Source organism: Ensifer sp. Root278 (assembly GCF_001429285.1).
Taxonomy (GTDB): Bacteria; Pseudomonadota; Alphaproteobacteria; order Rhizobiales; family Rhizobiaceae; genus Ensifer.
Window position 1 is genome coordinate 33,990 of record NZ_LMJJ01000015.1, and the last position, 19,367, is coordinate 53,356.

Below are 19,367 nucleotides of genomic sequence, written 5' to 3' on the forward strand. Positions count from 1 at the left end.
ACGATTCTCAACTTTTACAAATGCTAACATACCTGTAGGCGGTTCTACCAACGCCCTTTCGCCGCGCCGCGGATCAACGACGACGGAAGCCGCCGCCCCCATGGAAGCCTCCCCCACCGTGGAAGCCCCCGCCTCCCTGAAAACCGCCGCCACCGTGGAAACCGCCTCCCTCGAAGCCACCGCCACCAAAGCCACCCGGGCGATCAAAACCACCACCTCCACTGCTCGGGAAATTCAGCGGCCGCTGATCGAAGGACTGACGCTCGAAGGAACGCTGGTTGCCGAGCTGTCGGCCGATATTGTCGATGGCCAGATGATCGGGTGCGCGGTCCAGAGTCCGGGTGCCTGCCCCCTGGCCGGATCCGATCCGCTGGTTCAGGTTTTGGACGGCGTCCGGATGATTGGCGGAAAACTGTTCGCCCGCCTTGGCCCTGTCCTGGATGGAAGGCTTGTCGATCGGCTGCCAGCCGTCAGGCGTGTGCTTCTGCCATTGCCCGTCGTCGCGGCGATAGACGTTTCCGTCGCGCCCGGCGTAGACGTCGCCACCCTTGCCGCCGGCGACGAAACCATGGTTGCCGTCTGACGTGCGCCAACGGGCACCCGCGCCGGCCGCAGTCGAACCGCCGGAAATGCGCGCAAAGTCGGAACCGTGCTTGACGGATGCCGTTCCCCAGCTCCCGTAGACATTGTGTCCGCCACGCGCGATCGCCGCGTTGCCGGTGCGCGGATTGTAGGCGGCGACGAAGCCCCGGTCACCGTTCGGCCCGTAGCCGACAGCGCCTCGCATGTAGGTACCGGTGCGCGGATTGTAGGCTGCACCGGCGGCGATGCCGCGATAGGGGCCATAGGCATAGCCGTAGCGGCCGAACGTTCCGACAGCCGGGTTGTAGAACGCACCGACGCCATAGGTCACGGGACGCGGATAATAGGGCCAGTAGCCGCCGCCAGCCCAGCCATAGTCCCAATAATCGTCATAGTACCAGCCGGTGCCGTAGACGAAGGTATCCCAGGCGAGATAGGCACCGAGATAGCCCATCGTGTAGCCGAACCAGACCGCGTCGGGCTCGGTCTCGTAGATCCGTACATAGGTGGCGTTGTAGACGGGCGAGGATGGCGGGATCTTGTAGATCTCGTCGGGCACCGCCTTGGCGACGCTGAAGGGTCCGGTCGGCGCATCGCCGACGAACCAGATACCGTCCTTCACGACAAAATACTTGTCACCGACCTTGATGACGGTCTCGTTGGTGTTGACGGCGTAGGTCAGCGAGGTGCCGTCGATCTTCTCGAATTTCGGATCGCCACTATAGGTCACGTCCACCGTGACCGACCCGTCGAGCGCCACACGCGCCTTTTCGGGGATGCTTGCCTTCAGCCGCGCTTCGGCGTTTTCGGACGTGCCTGGAACGGACGAGCGCACCGTGTAATAGGCGGCGTCCTGCGGGATATTCTGGAAATCTTCGGGAAGCTTGGGCGTCGCGAAAGTCCACGGACCGTCGAGGGAAGAGCTCGCAAACCAGCGACCGGAGACGAGAATGTACCAGTTGGAATCTGCATCGCGATAGAAGACGTCGCTCTCGCTGTTGGTCGCAACCTTGAGCCCGGTGCCGGGCACCTGCTCCAGCTTCGGCTCGCCGTCGAAGACGAGCAACTCGGAGGGCTTGTCCGAATAGATGACGTCAGGCACCGCGGCCTTGTCCGCTTGCGGCGGGATAGTCGCCTTGGCATCCTTCCAGTTGTCGTCGTCCGGAAGCTTGCCGAAAATGTCCGACAGGGACGCTGCAGGCTGCCACCCCGAGGCCAGGTCCTTCGATTGCAGCCACGCCTTGTCGTCGCGCAGATAATAGGCGCTGTCCGCATCGACCTTGAACAGGTCCCAATTGGTGTTGACCGCGAAGGACAGGCCTTCGACACCCTTGACCGGCGCGAACACCGCCTTGCCGTCGGTCTGCAGCAGCACCGCCGGCGCCTTGCTGACGAAGATCGGCGGCGGGTCGGCCTTCAGCCCCTCGACATTGCCGAGCCGCTCGTAGTCCGCCAGGCTCGCCGTCAATTTGTCTTCCGAAACCGTGATGGTTCCGACCGGCATCAGCTTGCCGACCTCGAGGGCGAGATCCGCCAGTTCCTTCCGGTCGAGGACGGAAAAATTGATCTCCGTCATCTTGATGTCCGATACGACGACCTGGCCGGATGCGCTGTCGGCGTCGGTCATGCCGGTCACCCCGATGACGCCATAGATCGGCTTGGCATCGTCGGACTGCTTGTATTCGGCGGCGATCAACGCATCGAGATCGGTGAAGTCCTTCCAAGCGTTGATCTGAGGCTGGTAGAGCGTAATGGTCGCGCCGATGTCGGTCTTGAAGGCGCGTGGCCAGCCGAGCCCCTTGGGATCGGCATCGTTCAGATACTTGCCGCTGACGAAGCCGTTCTGGCCATTGAAGCTCACCGCGCACCATGTGCCGCCATCGTCGCATTCCTTGACGTCGACTTCCGCGCCTTCCGCAATCGTGCCGAGGCTGTCGAAGGCGGTGCCCGGCCCTTCCCGGAAATTGACGGACGCGTTTGTCGTAGCCGGACCGGCCTCGGCCGGAACGGAGGCAATCACGAAAAGGGTCAAGGCCAGGGTCAATCTGCGCATCACGGTTCTCCGGCGTCTAGCAGCAATCCGAACCGAGACCGTGCTGTCGCCGCCTGTGCCACGTTGTTGGCAGGTGAGGAGCGGACATCGGACCGGTATGATCGCAGCATCTTCGGCATCGGGGGCAGCACAAGTACGTAACAGTAACGGCGACCGTAACAGGCCGTTGAAAAGGGACGATGAGGCCCGGGCATGAGCCTCCCTTCGGGCCGCCGAACGCAGATTGACGCAGGATCGATTCGCATGGGGCCGCCTCGCATTTTGGCGCGATCGAGACAACGTGACGCACGCGACCCGCCACAATTCGCGCGCTTGCGCCCCGGTGACGGCAGCATCGCCCGGCCCATCCCCTGGAAAACCGGGACGGCGCCGCAAATCTCCGCGTTTTAGCCCGTGGTGATTGCATCAGGGGATTTATTCAAGCAAACTCATATGTATGATTTGACCATTCCTACGTGCGGAGGAAATACAAGTGAACACAAAAGCCCCCAGCCAGATTGATGTCTTTGTCGGTTCCCGCGTCAGGATGCGTCGGTTGATGGCCGGGTTGAGCCAGGAAAAGCTGGCCGACGGTCTCGGGATCACATTCCAGCAGGTTCAAAAGTACGAAAAAGGCACCAACCGCATCGGCGCCAGCCGCCTCCAGGCGATCGCCGATATCCTCGGCGTGCATCCAAGCTTCTTCTTCCAGGAAGGCGACGACGCCGCTGCCCGCAACGGCGACACGACGCGCGAGCCGAGCGAAATCTCCTCTTTCGTTTCGTCGAAGGAAGGCATCGCTCTCAACCGCGCCTTCCTGAAGATCACCGATCCGGTGCTGCGCAAGAAGATCATCTCGCTCGTCGCCGCCGTCGCCCAGACGCCCGAGACGGAGAGCACCCGTACAGGAACCAGCCACGCCCAGGATCTGCACGGATAATCGTGTGCACCCGACAGGAATGACCGGATGACATTCAGACTGCAGACCCTCGGGCGCTTGCGTCTCGTCGATAAGGACGGGCGCGAAGTGACGTTCCCGGAGAAGGGTCTGCTTATCCTTTGCTATCTGATCGTCGGCGGATATCGCGAACAATCGAGAAACGACATCGCCAAGCTGTTGTGGGACGAAGTCGTTCCCAGTCAGGCCTTCGTCAATCTGCGCAAGACGATCTCCCGGATTAGTGCACGGCAGGACGAACTCGGCTGTCATTTCCTGAGCTTCTCTCCATCGTCGGTCGGACTCGACGTCGATCGACTGCAGAGCGACCTGGACGAAATCAGTCGTGATCCGGGCGATGCGCTCAACCGCTTCCAACTGGCAGCATCGACATTCCAGGAGGACTTTCTCAAGGACCTGAAGTCCCAGGGGCAAGCGCTGCACGGCTGGATCGAACGGCAGCGCGGCGAACACATGACGCTCTTGCGCGAAAGTCTCATCGCAGCCGCGCCGGAAGCGGCGAAGAGTCATCGCAAGCTGGTCAAGGCCGCGGCAGCGCGGCTCCTCGAGCGCAATCCGCTCGACGAGGAGGTGCGCAAGATCCTGACCCAGGTGTTTCAGCTGGAAGGCAATCACCTGGAAGCGAGAGCACTTGCACACAGCAATGCGCCGGCCGTTCCGGCGATCGCGGAATGGCGGCCAGCCTCGACGATCTTTGCGCCGGCCTCCGAGGCGGCCGCGGACTTGCGTCCGCCGCGCGTCGTGCTGCTGCCGCCGAGCAACGGAGCGATCGACAGTCCCGCCACCCAGTTTGCTGGCGCCTTGATCGAGGACGTCACCATCGGCCTTTGCGCGCTTCGTTCGGTTTCGGTCATCGCCCCCTACACGGCCGCGCAGATCAGCCTCCAGGCCGACAAGGCAAACACCTACCAGAAGCACGCCATCAGCTACATCCTCGACACTCGCCTGACGGACGAGGGCAGCCGGCTGACGCTATTCACGCAGCTGATCTTTTTTGCCAATGACGAAGTGATCTGGGCTGACCGCTTCAACCTCGACGGCGACGGACTGATGACCTCCAGGCGAGAGATCGCACGCCAGATCGCCTATGCCATCGCCAGCCAGGTGGAACGCAACGAGGCGCATCGCAAGACCTACGAAACCAATGTCGGCTCCTATCGCAGCTTCCTACTGGGGCAGCGCTATCTCAAGCAGCTGAACCTTCCGGAAGTGCGGCGCGCTCGCAAGAGTTTCCGTGAATCGCTGTACGAGAATTCCGACTTTGCGCCGGCGATGAGCGGGCTGGCGCGCAGCTACTTCTTCGAGTGGCTGTTGACGGCGCGTGGTGACAGCGAGTTGCTGGCGCTTGCGGAAAGGCATGCGCGCGACGCGGTGGGGGCCGATGACACGCTGGCAACGGGCTATCGCGAGCTCGGTGTCGTCAAGCTCTATCTGAGACAATTCGATGAGAGCATGGAATACCATGACAAGGCGGAGGCGCTCAGCCCGCAGCATGCCAACGTGATCGCGAGCTATGCCGACACGCTGGTGCAGGCCTCGCGTCCGGAAGGTGGTCTACGCAAGATCCAGGCGGCACTCGACCTCAACCCGATCGCACCGGATGAATATTTCTGGACTGCAGCCGGCGCCAGCTATTCGCTTGGCCAGTACGAGCAGGCGATCGCCTATATCGAGCGTATGCGCGATCCGACGCCTGCAGACCGGTTGTCGGCGGCGAGTTGGGGCATGCTTGGCAACAGGAAAAAGGCCCGCCAATTCGTCCGCAAGACATTCGACGTACATCCGGATTTTGATCTCGACAAATGGATGGCCATCGTTCCCTTCAGGGAAGAGTGGCAGCGAGTCCACTATTGCGAGGGCCTGCGCAAGGCAGGTTTCTGACGTCTTCATTCAGCGAAAGCCAGGAGGGGTAAATGGCGAAAGTGGTGGTAATTGGCGTGGCGGGCGACGACAGGCTCTGGATGGCGGATCTGGACGCGGGAACGGTGACGCAAATTCCGACGCCGACGCAGGGGCCGCTGGCAGCGGCCAACGATCTGCGCGTCAACGGTGGCGCAACGGTGCACAAGGGCGTGAACCTCGCTGTGGTGGCGGCCTCGTCCGGTTCGGTTTCCGGCGGGTTCATGGACGGCTAGCGCCGACACGTGGCGCAAGTCACCGGAATTGATCGGCCGTCGGATGATTGCTTCGGTTATCCGACGGCCGGTATGCTTTCATACAGCGATCGTGCCTGTCCGTCCGAAGAGACCCTTCGGCGCATCGAGCCGCTTTTGCCGACATTCGGCGTCAGCAGGCTTGCGCGCCTGACCGGGCTCGACAAGATCGGGATCCCGGTCTGGAGCGCCATATCCCCGAACGCGCGGTCGATCGTCATCAATCAAGGAAAAGGCATCACCGACAACGACGCCAAGGTTTCGGCCGCCATGGAGGCGATCGAACGCGCCGTTGCCTGCGCGCCGGCAGTGCCGACCAGAATGGCGACGCGGCGGGCATTGTGCGAAAGCGGCGATCGGGCGTTGACGCTTCCCGGTCTGGTCGCGACGGGCGAGCCCGATCTCGGCGACGATGAGACGGTCGCCTGGCTTCGCGGATTCGATCTCGCAGACGGAACTACCACATGGGCGCCGCTTCATGCGACCACCCTCGACCGAACCATCGAGGGCTGCCGATACTGGCAATCCTCCGATGGCCTTGCCTCCGGCAACACCGAGACCGAAGCCATCCTGCATGGCTTGCTCGAGCGGATCGAGCGCGACGCCGAAACGCTCTGGCGCCTGCTGCCGCTAAGCGGAAAGCTCGCGACGTGCATTGATCCGGCATCGTTCGAGGACCCGCTCCTCGACCAGATGGCGCGGCAGATCACGGCTTGCGGCCTGAACCTGCGTCTCTTCGACATGACCAGCGACGTCGCCGTCCCCTGTTATGCGGCGACACTTGCCGATGCTGGCATTCTGACCGCGCGGCAACCTCGGTACCACGACGTGACAATCGGCCACGGTGCGCACCTGGTGGCGCGCAGAGCCGCCATCCGCGCCGTGACGGAGGCGGCCCAGTCAAGGCTCACCTATATCAGCGGCGCCCGCGACGACGTCTTTCCCGAGACCTTTATCCGCCCCCTTCCGGGCGAGACGCGGCGCCTGTTCGAGGCGGTCCCGCAACGGAAAACGACGATCCCCACAGGTGCCGAGGGCGGACTGCCCGCGCTGCTGCGCTTCTTGATGCAGCGGCTCAGGGAGGCGCGTATCCGCTCGGTTGTGGTCGTACCGCTGGTGGAAGAAGGGGCCGTGCCGTTCTCTGCCGTCAAGGTTCTCGTTCCGGGCCTGGAAAACCCCGATGGGCTGCGCAAGCGCCGTTTCGGAGAGCGGGCGCTGGCACGCGCACTGGAGGTCGGATGAAGATCGTCTTCGTCGGGCCGACCCTGCCGGACGCGCGCCGCGTTGCGGGCGCCGCCATCACGCTCCAGCCGCCTGCCATGCAGGGCGACATTCTCCGCGCGACCAAGCGTGGTGCAACGGCTATCGGTCTGATCGACGGCAACTTTGAACAGGTCGCGCCGGTCTGGCACAAGGAGATCCTCTACGCACTGACGCAAGGCGTTCAGGTTTTCGGGGCAGCCAGCATGGGCGCGCTTCGCGCTGCCGAATGCGCTCCCTTCGGCATGACGGGCATCGGCGAGATCTATCGGCAATATGCGCAAGGCGAGCGAGTGGACGATGCCGATGTCGCCCTGATCCATAGTCCGGCTGAGCTTGGATACCTGCCGCTGACCTTGCCGCTCGTCAATGTGGACGTGACCCTCAGACGCCTGGCGGATCGCCAGCTGCTTTCTGTTGAAGCGGTGGCGGCGGTCCGCGCCGCGGCAGCCGGCGTCTTCTACAAGGAGCGCACCTGGGCCGCGGTTGTCGAGCGCGCACGCCTTCCCGCCGGTACAGACCGCACGTGTCTCGCAGACCTGCTTGCCGCCGAATTCGTCGATCAGAAACGTATCGATGCGCTGCTTCTGCTCGACGCACTGCACAACGCGCCGAACCAACGAACGGTTGTGGTGCGAGACTGGGAATTCAATTCTACCAGCATGTGGAAGAGGTTGTCCGGTCAACCTGACGCCTCATCTTAAGCGCGCGGTTTTCCCATACAACGTGTGTCACGCTCATGTCACGCGCACTGCCGCGCAGTCACGCTATGATTGGTCACGCTGAACTGGATCTGGCTGATCCATAGGGAGCTGGGGAAAATCATGCTGTCTTCATTTGCTGTACCGGTGGAACCGGAAGACAAGGAGAAGGAGCTACTGGCATTGGCTCGCCTTGTCACCTATGCGCGAGACTCCGCCAAGACCCTCAATGTCGAAGGTGTGCAATACTGTCTCGAGCTGGCGCTCGCATCGCTGCTCAAGGAGGCAGAGGAATGGGGAGACAAGCGCGCACATCTGACCAACGAACTGCTGACGCGACCGAGCCTCGGCCGCTGCTGAGGCCAGCAAGTTCGGGTGTTCTGCGTCCAGAATTGCGCAGCCGTGAAGGATCGTCCTCCGTCTTCCGGAACGATGGAATGATCTGATCAACCCAATCGTTACAACGCCCTGTTTTGCAGAAAAGCAAAACGGGGCTTTTCATTTTCCGCCTGCAAGCGAGTTCGCCTGCTGCGATGTGCACGGCGCGGCTTAAGGTGACGGCATTGCAGCTCCGCCGCTGCGTCACCGGGCAGTCGTCGGTATTTCAATTTCCACGCGAGGGCACGCTCGCCAGGGCGAGATGGAAGGGGACGGACGGAATTTCCCCGGAACCTCGGCCCGTTCGAATGTTTGCTTCGCCTGACGCTCAGAATTTAGTCCATAATTTCCATAGATATTATTGAATAATCAGCGCCGCCGGTTAGGCTTGAACCACTCGACACAAGCGGGGATGCCATGAGCCAACGCCGTTCAACGACCAGCGTTTTGTCGCGCAGCACCCCCTTGCGGCCAATAGGCACTGCGGCTGCTGCCGCATCCGCCGGCCTCACCCGAAGTCCTTCGATGTGCCCCTGCTCGCTCCGCTTAATCCGCGGGTTTCGGCAGCCAGCGGCACGCCTAACGAAACAACGGAGACGATCTTGAGCCAGACCACCCCTACCCTACCCGTCCTCGACCTTTCGCGCTTTGCGGCGGGCCACCCCGAGCGGGCGACGGCGCTCGACGAATTGCGCAGCGTTGCCCGCTCGGTGGGCTTCTTCTATCTCGAAGGCCACGGGATTCCGCAGGAACAGATCGACGGTATCCTTTCGCTTTCGCGGCGTTTCTTCGCACTGTCTGAGGATGACAAGCTGGCAATCGAGATGCGCAAGTCGCCGCATTTTCGCGGCTACAATCGCGCCGGGCTCGAATATACCCGCGGCACCCAGGACTGGCGCGAACAGGTCGATTTCGGCCCCGAGCGCCAGAGCCTTGAGGTCAAGCCCGAGGATGCACCGTGGAAGCGGCTGGTCGGCCCCAACCAGTTCCCGCAAGCTCTGCCCGAGTTGAAGCTGGCGATCCTCGCCTACATAGACGCCGTCACCGGGCTCGGTATCCGACTGATCGAGATTTTCTCCGAAGCGCTCGGCCAGCAGCCAGATGTCTTCGGGCCGATCTACCGCGATGGCCCCAACCAGCTCCTGAAGATCATCCGCTATCCCGGCCGCGACAAGACGGAAAGCGACCAGGGGGTGGGCGCCCACAAGGACGGCGGTTTCGTCACCATCCTGCTGCAGGACGTGGTCGGCGGTTTGCAGGTCGATGACGGCAAGGGCGGCTGGATCGACGCGCCGCCGAAGCGCGGCACCTTCGTCATCAATGTCGGCGAACTCCTGGAACTGGCGTCGAACGGCTATCTGCTCGCCAATATCCACCGGGTGGTTACGCCACCTGCAGGCGGCGACCGGCTTTCCGTCGCCTTCTTCCTCGGCGCCAACCTCGCCTCCACCATCCCGGTGCTCGACCTGCCGCCGGCGCTTGCGGCCGAGGTCCGCGGCGTCACCCAGGATCCGCAGAACCCGCTCTTCCACGAGGTCGGCCGCAACGTGCTGAAATCCCGGCTGCGCTCGCACCCCGATGTCGCCGCCGAGCACCATGCAGACCTGCTGGAGCAGCAGAAGGCGGCCGTGCCCGCCTGATCGACCGGACAGCGCCGATCAACCTGAGAACCAAGGAGAAATGGCATGACGATCCATCAGAAGCCGGAAGAACCAGCAGCCGAGATCAAGGCACCGACAGGGCTGCGCGAGCCCGGCGGACGGCTGCATCCGGAAACGCTGGCGCTCCATGGCGGCAGCTATCGCTTCGATCCGGCAAGCGGCGCCGTCGCCGTTCCGATCTATCAGACGACCTCCTATCAGCTGCCGGGCACCGATGGCGCCGACAAGCTCTTTGCGCTGGAGGCTCCCGGGCATCTCTACACCCGTGTCTCCAATCCGACCCAGGATGCGTTCGAGCAGCGGCTGGCGGAAATCGAAGGTGGCGCAGCAGCACTGGCGCTCGGTTCCGGCCAAGCGGCATCGGCCTTCGCGCTGCTGAACCTTGCCCGTGCCGGCGACAACATCGTCAGCGCCGCCGGCCTCTATGGCGGCACCTGGGCGCTCTTTGCCGCGACCCTCAAAAGCTTCGGCATCGAGGTGCGCTTCGTCGATGCCGCCGACCCGGGGGCCTTTGCCCGGGCAACGGACGACAGGACGCGCGCCTACTATGCCGAGTCCCTGCCGAACCCGAAGCTCGAGGTCTTTCCGATCGCCGAAGTGGCCGAAGTCGGCTTGCGCTTCGGCATTCCGCTGATCGTCGACAACACGGCCGCACCGCTGACGATCCGCCCCTTCGATCACGGCGCCGCAGTGGTCGTCTACTCCACGACGAAATATATCGGCGGTCACGGCACTTCGATCGGCGGCGCGATCATCGACAGTGGCCGCTTCCCCTGGCACGACCATGAGACGCGGCACCCGAACCTGCATGAGCCGGACCCGAGCTACCAGGGCAAGACCTGGCTCGAAAAGGCCGAGGCGATCGCCTTCCATCCCTATATTCTGCGCGCCCGCGCGGTGCTTTTGCGCGACCTCGGCGCCGCCATCAGTCCGTTGAACGCATTCCAGTTCATCCAGGGCCTGGAGACGCTGCCGCTCAGAATCCGCCAGCATAACGAGAATGCGATCAAGGTGGCCGAGTTCCTCCGCACCCACCCGAAAGTGGCGCGCGTGATCTTTCCAAAATTCCAGAAGGGCGAAGCGAAGGCTCGCGCCGAGAAGTATCTCCGGAATGGACACTATGGAGCCCTGGTCGGCTTCGAACTGAAGGATGGACGAGAGGCGGGACGCCGTCTCATCGACGGGCTGAAGCTGCTCTACCACGTCGCCAATATCGGCGACGCGCGCTCGCTTGCCATCCACCCGGCGACGACGACGCATTCGCAGCTTACCGAGGACGACCAGCTGAAGACCGGCGTAACGCCGGGCTATGTCCGGCTCTCGATCGGCATCGAGCATCCGGACGATATTATCGCCGACATCAAGCAGGCGATTGACGCCGCCTGATCGAACGCTTTTGCGGGAGTTGCCGCGGGCTCGCCCTTTAGGGCCGGGCCCGCGGCGCCATTTTGGCGTCCGAACGCGCCGGTAGGCCTCCGTTCGGTTTCATGCCACAACATGCTCTAATCGAGCGTCCGTCGGATGGCACCCCGGCGCAGATCCGGCCATGCATAAGGAAGGAAAGACAATGAGCACGAACACCCAGGTTCTGCTGGCCGCCCGGCCATCGGGGCGACCGACGCCGAGCGACTTCCGCATCGTCGAGACGGCAATACCGGAGCCGGCCGAAGGCGAGGTTCTGCTCAAAATCCTCTACCTCTCGCTCGATCCCTACATGCGCGGGCGCATGAACACCGGCCGGTCCTATGCCAAGCCGGTGGAGATCGGCGCGGTTATGGAGGGCGGCACGGTTGCCCGCGTCGTGCGCTCGCGCCACCCGGATTTCAGCGACGGTGATTTCGTGCTCTCCCATTCCGGCTGGCAGAGCTATGCGCTGTCGCGCGGCGCAGACCTGCGCAAGCTCGATCCGTCGGCGGCACCTCTGTCGACCGCGCTCGGCATTCTCGGCATGCCCGGTTTCACCGCCTATGCAGGACTGCTGACGATCGGCAAGCCGAAGCCGGGCGAGACAGTCGTCGTGGCCGCCGCAAGCGGCGCCGTCGGCTCGGCTGTCGGCCAGATCGCCCGCATCAAGGGGGCGCGCGCGGTCGGCATTGCGGGCGGTGCGGACAAATGCGCTTTCGTTCGCGACGTGCTCGGCTTCGATGCGGTGATCGATCACCGTGCACCGGATTTCGCCGAGCAGCTCGCCGCGGCCTGCCCCAAAGGCATCGACGTCTATTTCGAGAATGTCGGCGGCCATGTCTGGGACGCGGTTTTTCCGCTGCTGAACGACTTCGCCCGCGTGCCCGTTTGCGGCCTGATTGCGCAATACAACCAAGCCGGCGGTCCGCAAGCTGGTGGCGACAGGCTGCCGGGCGTCATGCGGGAAGTTCTGAGCAGGAGCCTGCTGATCAGGGGCTTCATCCAGCGCGAATTCGCCGATCAGCGTCCGGTTTTCTACCAGGAGATGGCAGGCTGGATCGCCAGCGGCGAGGTTCGCTACAAGGAGGACGTTGTCGATGGCATCGAGAACGCCCCGAATGCCTTCATCGGGCTCCTCGAAGGCCGCAACTTCGGCAAGCTGGTCGTGCGGGTGGCCGCCGAGAACTGAAAACCACGCCTCGCGCGCGATCAGTGCAGGCTGGCGAGGCGGACGCCGGCCTTGCCAAGACCATCATCGAGAAGCGCGATCAGTTCGGGCGTGTAACCACGCGCGGCGAGTTCGCTTTCAATCGACCGCATCGAGCCAGCCTTGTTCCGCTGTAAGCCGTCAAGAGCACTCGTGGCCTCTCTCGTCAGGCCGAGTTGACCTGCCGCCGCCATCCGCAGGAGGTTGACGGCAGTGTCGGCGGGATTGGCGAGCTGGCGCGCACGCGTCAGTGCTTCGCGGTATTTGCCGTTTCGGTAGTCTTCGAGCGCCAGCGTGAGCGCCGCGTCGTGGTGCACATATTCGCAGCCCATTTCCGCCACCCGCGCAAGACTCACGCCCTCCGAATATTGCCCGCTGACGAAGAGCAGCAGACCGAGCCGAGCGGGAATGGCATCATCGAGCGGATTGAGCGCAACGGCGCGGCGACCGGACATGAACGCGGCCTCCGTGTCGCCTGAGGCGAAGCGCGCCTGCATCTGAGCGATGTAGCTCTGGCTCGATTGCGGTGCGAGAGCTACGGCCTTATCAGCGAGCTTCACCGCCCGCGCCGCCACCGTCGGCGAGGCGCTTGCCTCGCCGGTCGCCACCAGCACCGTGGCCAGGCTGGCAAGGACGTCAGGGTCTGTCGCCTGATAGGTCACCGATTGCTCCAGGCAGGCATGTGCCGAAGCCAATCCTTCCGGGTCGATCCGCGCCAGCGCGACATCGGCAAGAAGCACGCAACCGTAGCCGATCGACGGTGACACGAGCTGCCGCGCCGCCTCAAGGCTGACGATGACACCTTCCTCGCCGGCGAGCGATCGGGCGAGCCGAGCCAGCAGTTTTTCCTGAACTGCTCGTGCGTCACCGCTGTCGATATCGGCTTTCGCCGTACCCGCTCGGAGCGCCTCGTTGCTTTGCGCATCGACAACCTGCCACGAGATCTGATGCTCCTTGACGTCAGCGCTGTAAGCGACCGAGAGCCGGTACTCCTTGCTCCCCTGCAGCTTCACCGGCGGTGCCGACGCGACCCAGCCGGTGACCGATGCAACATCGACGCCCGGCGCCGGCGCTTGCGCCAAAGTGCGCACCGCGGAGAACTGCGACAGCGCGTGGACCAGATAGTCGCCCGCCCTCCTCTGCTCTTCGGCACCGGCTCCGCTGGCCGCCGGAACGTCGATGACGATCGTCGGCTTGGCGGAAAGCACCGGTTGCCACGGGAGGCGCTCGACGACGGAGAGATAGAAAGCCCCGGCCATTGCCGCCGTCCCTGCGACAGCGACGGCGATCAGACCGAACGGTCGACGCTTCGGCTGGACGATGGCGGAAGCGACGTCGACCAGTTCCTCCAGCTCACTCGCCGACGCCTTGAGAGCCGTTGCGATTTCCGACGCGTCCGGTGAGCGGTCGCTCACCACGAAATGCGGAACGTAGTTGCCCTTGGGAAGCTCGATGCGAAGCCCCGCCTTATCGCCGACGGTCTCGTAATATTGCGTCAGCGCGGCGCGCAGGCGCGAGGCTTCGACACGCACGATCGGATCGGTTGCCGGATCAAAGGAAGCCGGCCGACCGAAAACGTCGATCGCGATGGTATAGGCTTTGACCTGCCCCGAGCGGCCAGCGAAGAATTCATCGACCAGGTAGCGCAGGAGTTTCCGGTGGCGCTCAGTGGCATGAAACTGATTATCGGCAAGAATACGATCAAGTGCAGGGCGTGCGTCACATTCGGCAACGGCACAATGAGCTGCTTGACCCGCATTTCTGGCTTCCATGATGCGCTCCCAACTGCCCACAACCCCAAAGAGAGTGCAAACGCGAGACGAACTCTAGACGAGAGCCGCAGTGGCGAAAAGCAAAATATTGCGCCATCACAAAACATTTTCACGAAGGAAATGAGTCATTTCAAAATAGAGCAAGAACCTTTTGAAAATCCCACAGAATTTTCAAGGGCTTTACATGAAATGTATGAACCCGATAAGGCTATTTGTTAATCACAATGGATTAGGTTCGCGGCCTGAATCGATGATACAGATGGAAATTACCTCTTCTTCGATCTCGCGACAGATCAATTCATACTCCGAGATCATCGAATGATCCAGCGGATCGAGTTTACGTTGCCGGTCGAGCATGGAGCTCGCCTCTTCATAGGCCTCGCAGAGGTTGGAAAGAGAAAGGTTCTTGACGCTCAGCAGTTGCAGTTGACCGCGCAACGCCGGAAGCTTCAGCATGAGCTTCAGAAGTCCGCGCTGTACGGCCGCGTTGGGCATTGTTTTCTACCCGCCTGATCGACAATCGATGACCTTGCCGCCAGCCCGATACGCTGGTGCACCATTTCTCAAGGATCATTTTCTCCGGGACCGTGACGACACATCAGCCCGCCGAGCGCTCAACCAAAACTGGCAGCCGGACCGGACCTCTCCCTCGATGGTTAAGGTGACAACAGACGCTCCGTTTCGGAAGTACGTAACAGTAACTTTGCCCCGATAGTCTTGACGCCGACGATATGATCATCCGAGTTTCGTCCTTGGATATGACAAGCTTTATGCCTCAGCAGGTCCCGGTATCGCCAAGGCGATCCCTATCGATGACAGACCGGTTTGGACGCCTTTGTCGAACCGTAGGTCATCGTCTCCGGAACTCCTCAAAGACTAGAATCCGTCGGCCGGAACGTCGCAGGCGAAGTCGACCTACATGGGCGCGCAACCAAAGGGGCTGATTGTCCGCTCCTTACTTGTCGAAAGTATAGATCTTGCGCCAGTCCTGTTTCATATCGACCAGCAGCCAGTTTCTCTGTTCGGCTTCGGTCAGCGCCTTGTCCAGCTTGCCGACGGGCGATTGCCGGTCATAGGCCCATTCGCGCTCGCCGTCCGTATGGTGCACGATCAGGCCGAAGCGTGGACCGGAGCCCGCTGTTACCCAGCGCAGCATCTCATAGTCGCCGTCGGAGTTGCCGGCCGCAAAGATCGGCCGCCGGCCGATGAACGTGTTGATGCCGACGGGTTTGCCCGGGCCGTCGTCGATGAAGTCGATCTTGGGCTCGCGTGTCAGCACCGGCGTATCGCCGTCGAGGTCATACTTCGTTGTGATGCTGCTGCCGACGACCTGTTCGGGCGGGATACCGTACATCTGTTCGGTCATCGGCCGCATGAATTCGATGCCGCCGCCGGAGACGATGTAGGTCTTGAAACCGTTTGCCCGGAGATAATCGAGCAGCTCACGCATCGGCAGATAGGTGATCTCGTTGTAGGGACGGTTGAAGCGCGGATGTTTGGCGGTCGCAAACCAGTCCTTGACCGTTTTGGTAAACGCATCCGTCGTCATGCGGGCATGGGTCGCCATCACGAGTTCGACGATGCCCTTCTCGCCCGAGGCGGCGACACCCGCCATGTCGCCCTTGAGCAGCGATGCGAATGGCTCCTTATCCTTCCACTCCGGATGTTCCGGCGCCATCGCCTTGACGCGATCCACAGCGAACATGCCCTGGAAATAGTTCGGCTGCTCGGTCCAGAGCGTGCCGTCATTGTCGAAGACGGCGATCCGTTCCTCCGGCGCCACGAAATCCGCCCCGTTCTCGCTGGTCACGCGCGTGACGAAATCAACGATGGCCGTCTTTGCCTCGCCATCATTCCAGGACGGAAGATTGTCGGCGGGCGCATCGGCCGCGACGACGGCGCCCGGAGCGGCGAACGCCGTGGAAAGCAGGAACAGGAGACCGACGAGCCGCGAACGGCGCCGGCTCGGCGTGGAATTGGATCGCATCGCAATTGCCGTCATCACGCATCCTCCTTGCGGGAACGATTTGAAACCCCTGGCAGGGTCAGGGCCGCCGAATACAGCGGAACCCGATATGGGTGGTCGCCGCGTTTTCCTCATGCGCATGGCGCGCCGCCGGCCGGTAGCGGCGGCAATAGTTGGGCGCGCAGAGATGCGAGCCGCCCTTCACCACCCGGCGGGCGATGTGGATCGTTGGTTGTCTCGGATCGAAGCTTGCTTCCCTGTCGCCGCCGCGCGGATTGGAAGGGATACAGCAGCTCTTTTGCGCCGGCGCCGGATGGTTGGTCGACCAGAAGTCGCTCGTCCATTCCCAGACATTGCCGATCATATCGTAGAGGCCGTAGCCGTTCGGTGGGAAACTTGCGACCGGAGAGGTCCGTTCGAAGCCGTCGGGTCTGAGATTTTCCGTCGGGAACATGCCATGCCAGGTGTTCGCCATGAAACGCCCCTCCGGCACCAGTTCGTCACCCCAGGCAAATTCCGCGCCCTCAAGCCCGCCCTTTGCCGCGAACTCCCATTCCGCCTCCGTCGGCAAGTCCTTGCCCGCCCATTCCGCATAGGCCCTGGCATCCAGATAGGAGACCTGGACGACCGGATGATCGAACTTGCCGCGGATATTGCTCTGCCGCCCATAGGGCCGCCGCCAATCGGCACCGAACTTGAAGTTCCACCATTGCGACGGGCTGTTGCTGGTAATCCGCTTCGGCGGATCGAAGATCACCGAGCCGGCGCGCATCATCTCCGGCAGGGCGCCGGGATAATCCTTGGGGTCCGGGGTCTTCTCCGCCTCGGTGACGTAGCCGGTCGCCTCGACGAAAGCGGCGAACTGCCGGTTGGTCACCGGCGCCACGTCGATCCAGAAGCCGTCCACTTTGACCGGATGCGCCGGCGCTTCCTCCGGATAGTGCTTGTCCGACCCCATGACGAAGGTGCCACCTTCGATCCAGATCGGCTCGCGCGCGCTGATTGCTGCCGGCGTTTCGTTGAGAAGCGGTATCTTCGGCGAAACTTGCATGCGGTTTCCATCTCCCGAAGGTGGCGGGTTCGACCACCAAACCGGTCCAAGCTAACGCCATTCCTCGCCGGCCCAAAGTACGTAACCGTTACGATGGCAAACAAAACCTCGTGGCCACGATGAAAATCGGCCAAATGTGGTCCTTGCGGGGGTCTTCGTTACTGTTACGTTCTTTCCAATTGGCCTGATTTAACAATAAGCTCTGCCAAAATTTCATGATGACTGATGCTGCCGGAGAGGCAGAGGGAGCAGGAATTCATGGGTGCACGCGACGATATCGAGCAACTCGGCAAGCGCATCGGCGATGCGATCATCGGCCAGGAAGGCATGATCGAGCGGTTGCTGCTGGGCTTGCTTAGCAACGGCCACTTGCTCGTCGAAGGCCTGCCGGGGCTCGCCAAGACCCGGGCCATCAAGAGCATGGCGAAGAACCTCGACGCGGAGCTGTCGCGCATCCAGTTCACGCCCGACCTCCTGCCCGCCGACATCACCGGGTCGGAGATCTATTTTTCCGACGGCGGCAAAGGCGAGTTTCGTTTTCAGGAAGGCCCTATCTTCGCCAACCTCATCCTCGCGGACGAGGTGAACCGTGCGCCGGCGAAGGTGCAATCGGCCCTGCTCGAGGCGATGGAGGAGCGCCAGGTCACCATCGGTGGCAAGAGCCACACGCTGCCGGATCTGTTCCTGGTGATGGCGACCCAGAACCCGATCGAGCAGGAAGGCACCTATCCCTTGCCAGAGGCACAGCTCGACCGCTTCCTCATGCATATCCAGGTGGATTATCCCGACGCCACGTCGGAAGCCGACATCATGCGGCTCGTACGTTCCGAGGAAATCCACGAAAAATCCAACAATCACGCGACGGAAAAACTCGCCCAGGATTCAGTGTTCACAGCGCGCCAGGAGATTTCGGCGATCACCGTTTCCGAAGCGATCGAGAACTACATCGTCGCGCTCGTCATGGCGACCCGCTACCCCGACAAGGTCGACAAGGATCTCGCCAAATGGCTGCAGGTCGGCGTCAGCCCGCGCGGCGTCATCGGTCTCGACAAGGTTTCGCGGGCCCACGCCTGGCTGAACGGCCGCGACTTCGTGACCCCCGACGATGTGCAGGCCACCGTGCACGACGTCTTTCGCCACCGGCTGGTGCTTTCCTATGAAGCGCATGCCGGCGGCACCACCGCCAACCAAGTGATCGACCGTATCGTCGAACTCGTCGCGGTCGCCTGAGGATGGAGGTTTGCCGATGGCCATATCCCTGCCGGCTCTCGCCCGTTCCCGCGGCATCGTAAAACCCCGCCAGGTCGATACGACCGGCGTCTATACCTCGGTCGACACGCTCGTCGGCCTCGAGGCCATGGCCCGAGACCTGACCTTCCTGCGCAAGGCGCCGGTGCAGCGACTGCTCGCCGGTCGCCATGAATCACGCATGCGCGGCCGCGGCCTCTCCTTCGAGGAGCTACGCAACTATCTCCCGGGCGACGACATCCGCGCGATCGACTGGCGGGTGACGGCGCGCACCGGCAAACCGGTCGTCCGTGTCTATGACGAAGAGAAGGACCGGCCGGCCCTGATCCTCGTCGACCAGCGCATCAACATGTTCTTCGGCAGCCGCCGGGCGATGAAGTCAGTCGCGGCGGCCGAAGTCGCCGCACTCTCGGCCTGGCGCGTGCTGGCGCTCGGCGATCGTGTCGGCGGCTTCGTCTTCGGCGACGAAGAGGTTACCGAGGTGCGCCCTTACCGCAGCCGCGAGGCGGTGGTCCGGCTTGCCGACAGCATCGTTCGCCACAATACGGCGCTGCAGGCCGGTTCGCAGGCGCCGCATGGCGCGGAGCAGCTTGACGTCGTCCTCACGACCGTCGCCAACATTGCCCGGCACGACCACCTAGTCATCGTCATCAGCGATTTCGACGGCTACAGCCTCGAAACCCGCGACATGCTGTTGAAGCTCTCGGCCCACAACGATGTGATCTCCGTTCTCATCTACGATCCCTTCCTGCTCGAACTGCCACGCAAGGGCGATATCGTCTTCAGCGGCGGCCTGCTTCAGGCCGAAGTGCAATTCGCCCACGGCAATGTCCGCGAGGCGATCGACAGTTTTGCCAGAAAACGCGGGCGGGCACTGCGCGCCTGGCAGGAAGAACTCGGCCTGCCGATGCTGCCGATTTCCGCCGCCGAGGAGGTCGCGCCACAATTGCGCACCATGCTCGGCCAGCTCGCCAGCCGGCAACGGAGGCGATAG

General features: G+C 62.7%; 16 protein-coding genes. 11 read left to right on the plus strand and 5 right to left on the minus strand.

What is annotated here, in order from left to right:
* Positions 1–73 precede the first annotated feature (73 nt).
* Positions 74–2,635, minus strand: coding sequence for an SH3 domain-containing protein (locus tag ASE60_RS14705; RefSeq protein ID WP_057251311.1), 2,562 nt, complete (start codon positions 2,633–2,635; stop codon positions 74–76).
* A gap of 472 nt (positions 2,636–3,107) precedes the next feature.
* Here ASE60_RS14705 and ASE60_RS14710 point away from each other — a divergent pair, with 472 nt between their 5' ends.
* The 9 genes from ASE60_RS14710 to ASE60_RS14750 all read left to right on the plus strand — a co-directional run bounded on the left by ASE60_RS14710 (position 3,108) and on the right by ASE60_RS14750 (position 12,318).
* Positions 3,108–3,554: a helix-turn-helix transcriptional regulator gene (locus ASE60_RS14710; protein ID WP_057251312.1), complete on the plus strand. Its 447-nt coding sequence runs from the start codon at positions 3,108–3,110 to the stop codon at positions 3,552–3,554.
* 27 nt (positions 3,555–3,581) lie between these two features.
* Positions 3,582–5,453, plus strand: coding sequence for a hypothetical protein (locus tag ASE60_RS14715; protein WP_057251313.1), 1,872 nt, complete (start codon positions 3,582–3,584; stop codon positions 5,451–5,453).
* Positions 5,454–5,485: 32 nt separating this feature from the next.
* Positions 5,486–5,707: a hypothetical protein gene (locus tag ASE60_RS14720; protein ID WP_057251314.1), complete on the plus strand. Its 222-nt coding sequence runs from the start codon at positions 5,486–5,488 to the stop codon at positions 5,705–5,707.
* A gap of 72 nt (positions 5,708–5,779) precedes the next feature.
* A complete protein-coding gene (locus ASE60_RS14725; RefSeq protein ID WP_057251315.1) occupies positions 5,780–6,967 on the plus strand; it encodes a YcaO-like family protein in 1,188 nt (395 codons plus the stop codon).
* Complete coding sequence (locus ASE60_RS14730; RefSeq protein WP_057251316.1) at positions 6,964–7,689, plus strand: TfuA-like protein; 726 nt, start codon at positions 6,964–6,966, stop codon at positions 7,687–7,689. The genes ASE60_RS14725 and ASE60_RS14730 overlap by 4 nt, the downstream gene beginning before the upstream one ends.
* 120 nt (positions 7,690–7,809) lie before the next feature.
* Complete coding sequence (locus tag ASE60_RS14735) at positions 7,810–8,046, plus strand: hypothetical protein (RefSeq protein WP_057251317.1); 237 nt, start codon at positions 7,810–7,812, stop codon at positions 8,044–8,046.
* Positions 8,047–8,663: 617 nt separating this feature from the next.
* Positions 8,664–9,704 carry an isopenicillin N synthase family oxygenase gene (locus ASE60_RS14740; protein WP_162261296.1) on the plus strand — a complete coding sequence of 347 codons (1,041 nt, stop codon included), beginning with the start codon at positions 8,664–8,666 and terminating at the stop codon, positions 9,702–9,704.
* A gap of 45 nt (positions 9,705–9,749) precedes the next feature.
* Positions 9,750–11,111, plus strand: coding sequence for a PLP-dependent transferase (locus ASE60_RS14745; protein WP_082615863.1), 1,362 nt, complete (start codon positions 9,750–9,752; stop codon positions 11,109–11,111).
* A gap of 181 nt (positions 11,112–11,292) precedes the next feature.
* The gene (locus ASE60_RS14750) at positions 11,293–12,318 is read left to right on the plus strand and encodes an NADP-dependent oxidoreductase (protein ID WP_057251319.1); all 1,026 of its coding nucleotides are present in this window, start codon (positions 11,293–11,295) and stop codon (positions 12,316–12,318) included.
* A gap of 20 nt (positions 12,319–12,338) precedes the next feature.
* Here ASE60_RS14750 and ASE60_RS14755 read toward each other — a convergent pair whose 3' ends face one another.
* The 4 genes from ASE60_RS14755 to ASE60_RS14770 all read right to left on the minus strand — a co-directional run bounded on the left by ASE60_RS14755 (position 12,339) and on the right by ASE60_RS14770 (position 17,125).
* A complete protein-coding gene (locus tag ASE60_RS14755) occupies positions 12,339–14,108 on the minus strand; it encodes a hypothetical protein (protein ID WP_057251320.1) in 1,770 nt (589 codons plus the stop codon).
* A 219-nt stretch (positions 14,109–14,327) separates the two neighbouring features.
* Entirely contained in the window at positions 14,328–14,603 is a 276-nt protein-coding gene (locus ASE60_RS14760) for a hypothetical protein (protein WP_057251321.1), read from the minus strand.
* A gap of 460 nt (positions 14,604–15,063) precedes the next feature.
* Positions 15,064–16,110, minus strand: coding sequence for an HAD family hydrolase (locus ASE60_RS14765; protein ID WP_082615864.1), 1,047 nt, complete (start codon positions 16,108–16,110; stop codon positions 15,064–15,066).
* Between the two features lie 43 nt (positions 16,111–16,153).
* Positions 16,154–17,125, minus strand: a complete 972-nt coding sequence (locus ASE60_RS14770) for a formylglycine-generating enzyme family protein (protein ID WP_057251322.1) — start codon at positions 17,123–17,125, stop codon at positions 16,154–16,156.
* 258 nt (positions 17,126–17,383) lie between these two features.
* On the opposite strand from ASE60_RS14770, the gene ASE60_RS14775 reads away from it, so the two are divergent.
* Positions 17,384–18,355: a MoxR family ATPase gene (locus ASE60_RS14775; RefSeq protein ID WP_057251323.1), complete on the plus strand. Its 972-nt coding sequence runs from the start codon at positions 17,384–17,386 to the stop codon at positions 18,353–18,355.
* A gap of 16 nt (positions 18,356–18,371) precedes the next feature.
* Complete coding sequence (locus tag ASE60_RS14780; protein WP_057251324.1) at positions 18,372–19,367, plus strand: DUF58 domain-containing protein; 996 nt, start codon at positions 18,372–18,374, stop codon at positions 19,365–19,367.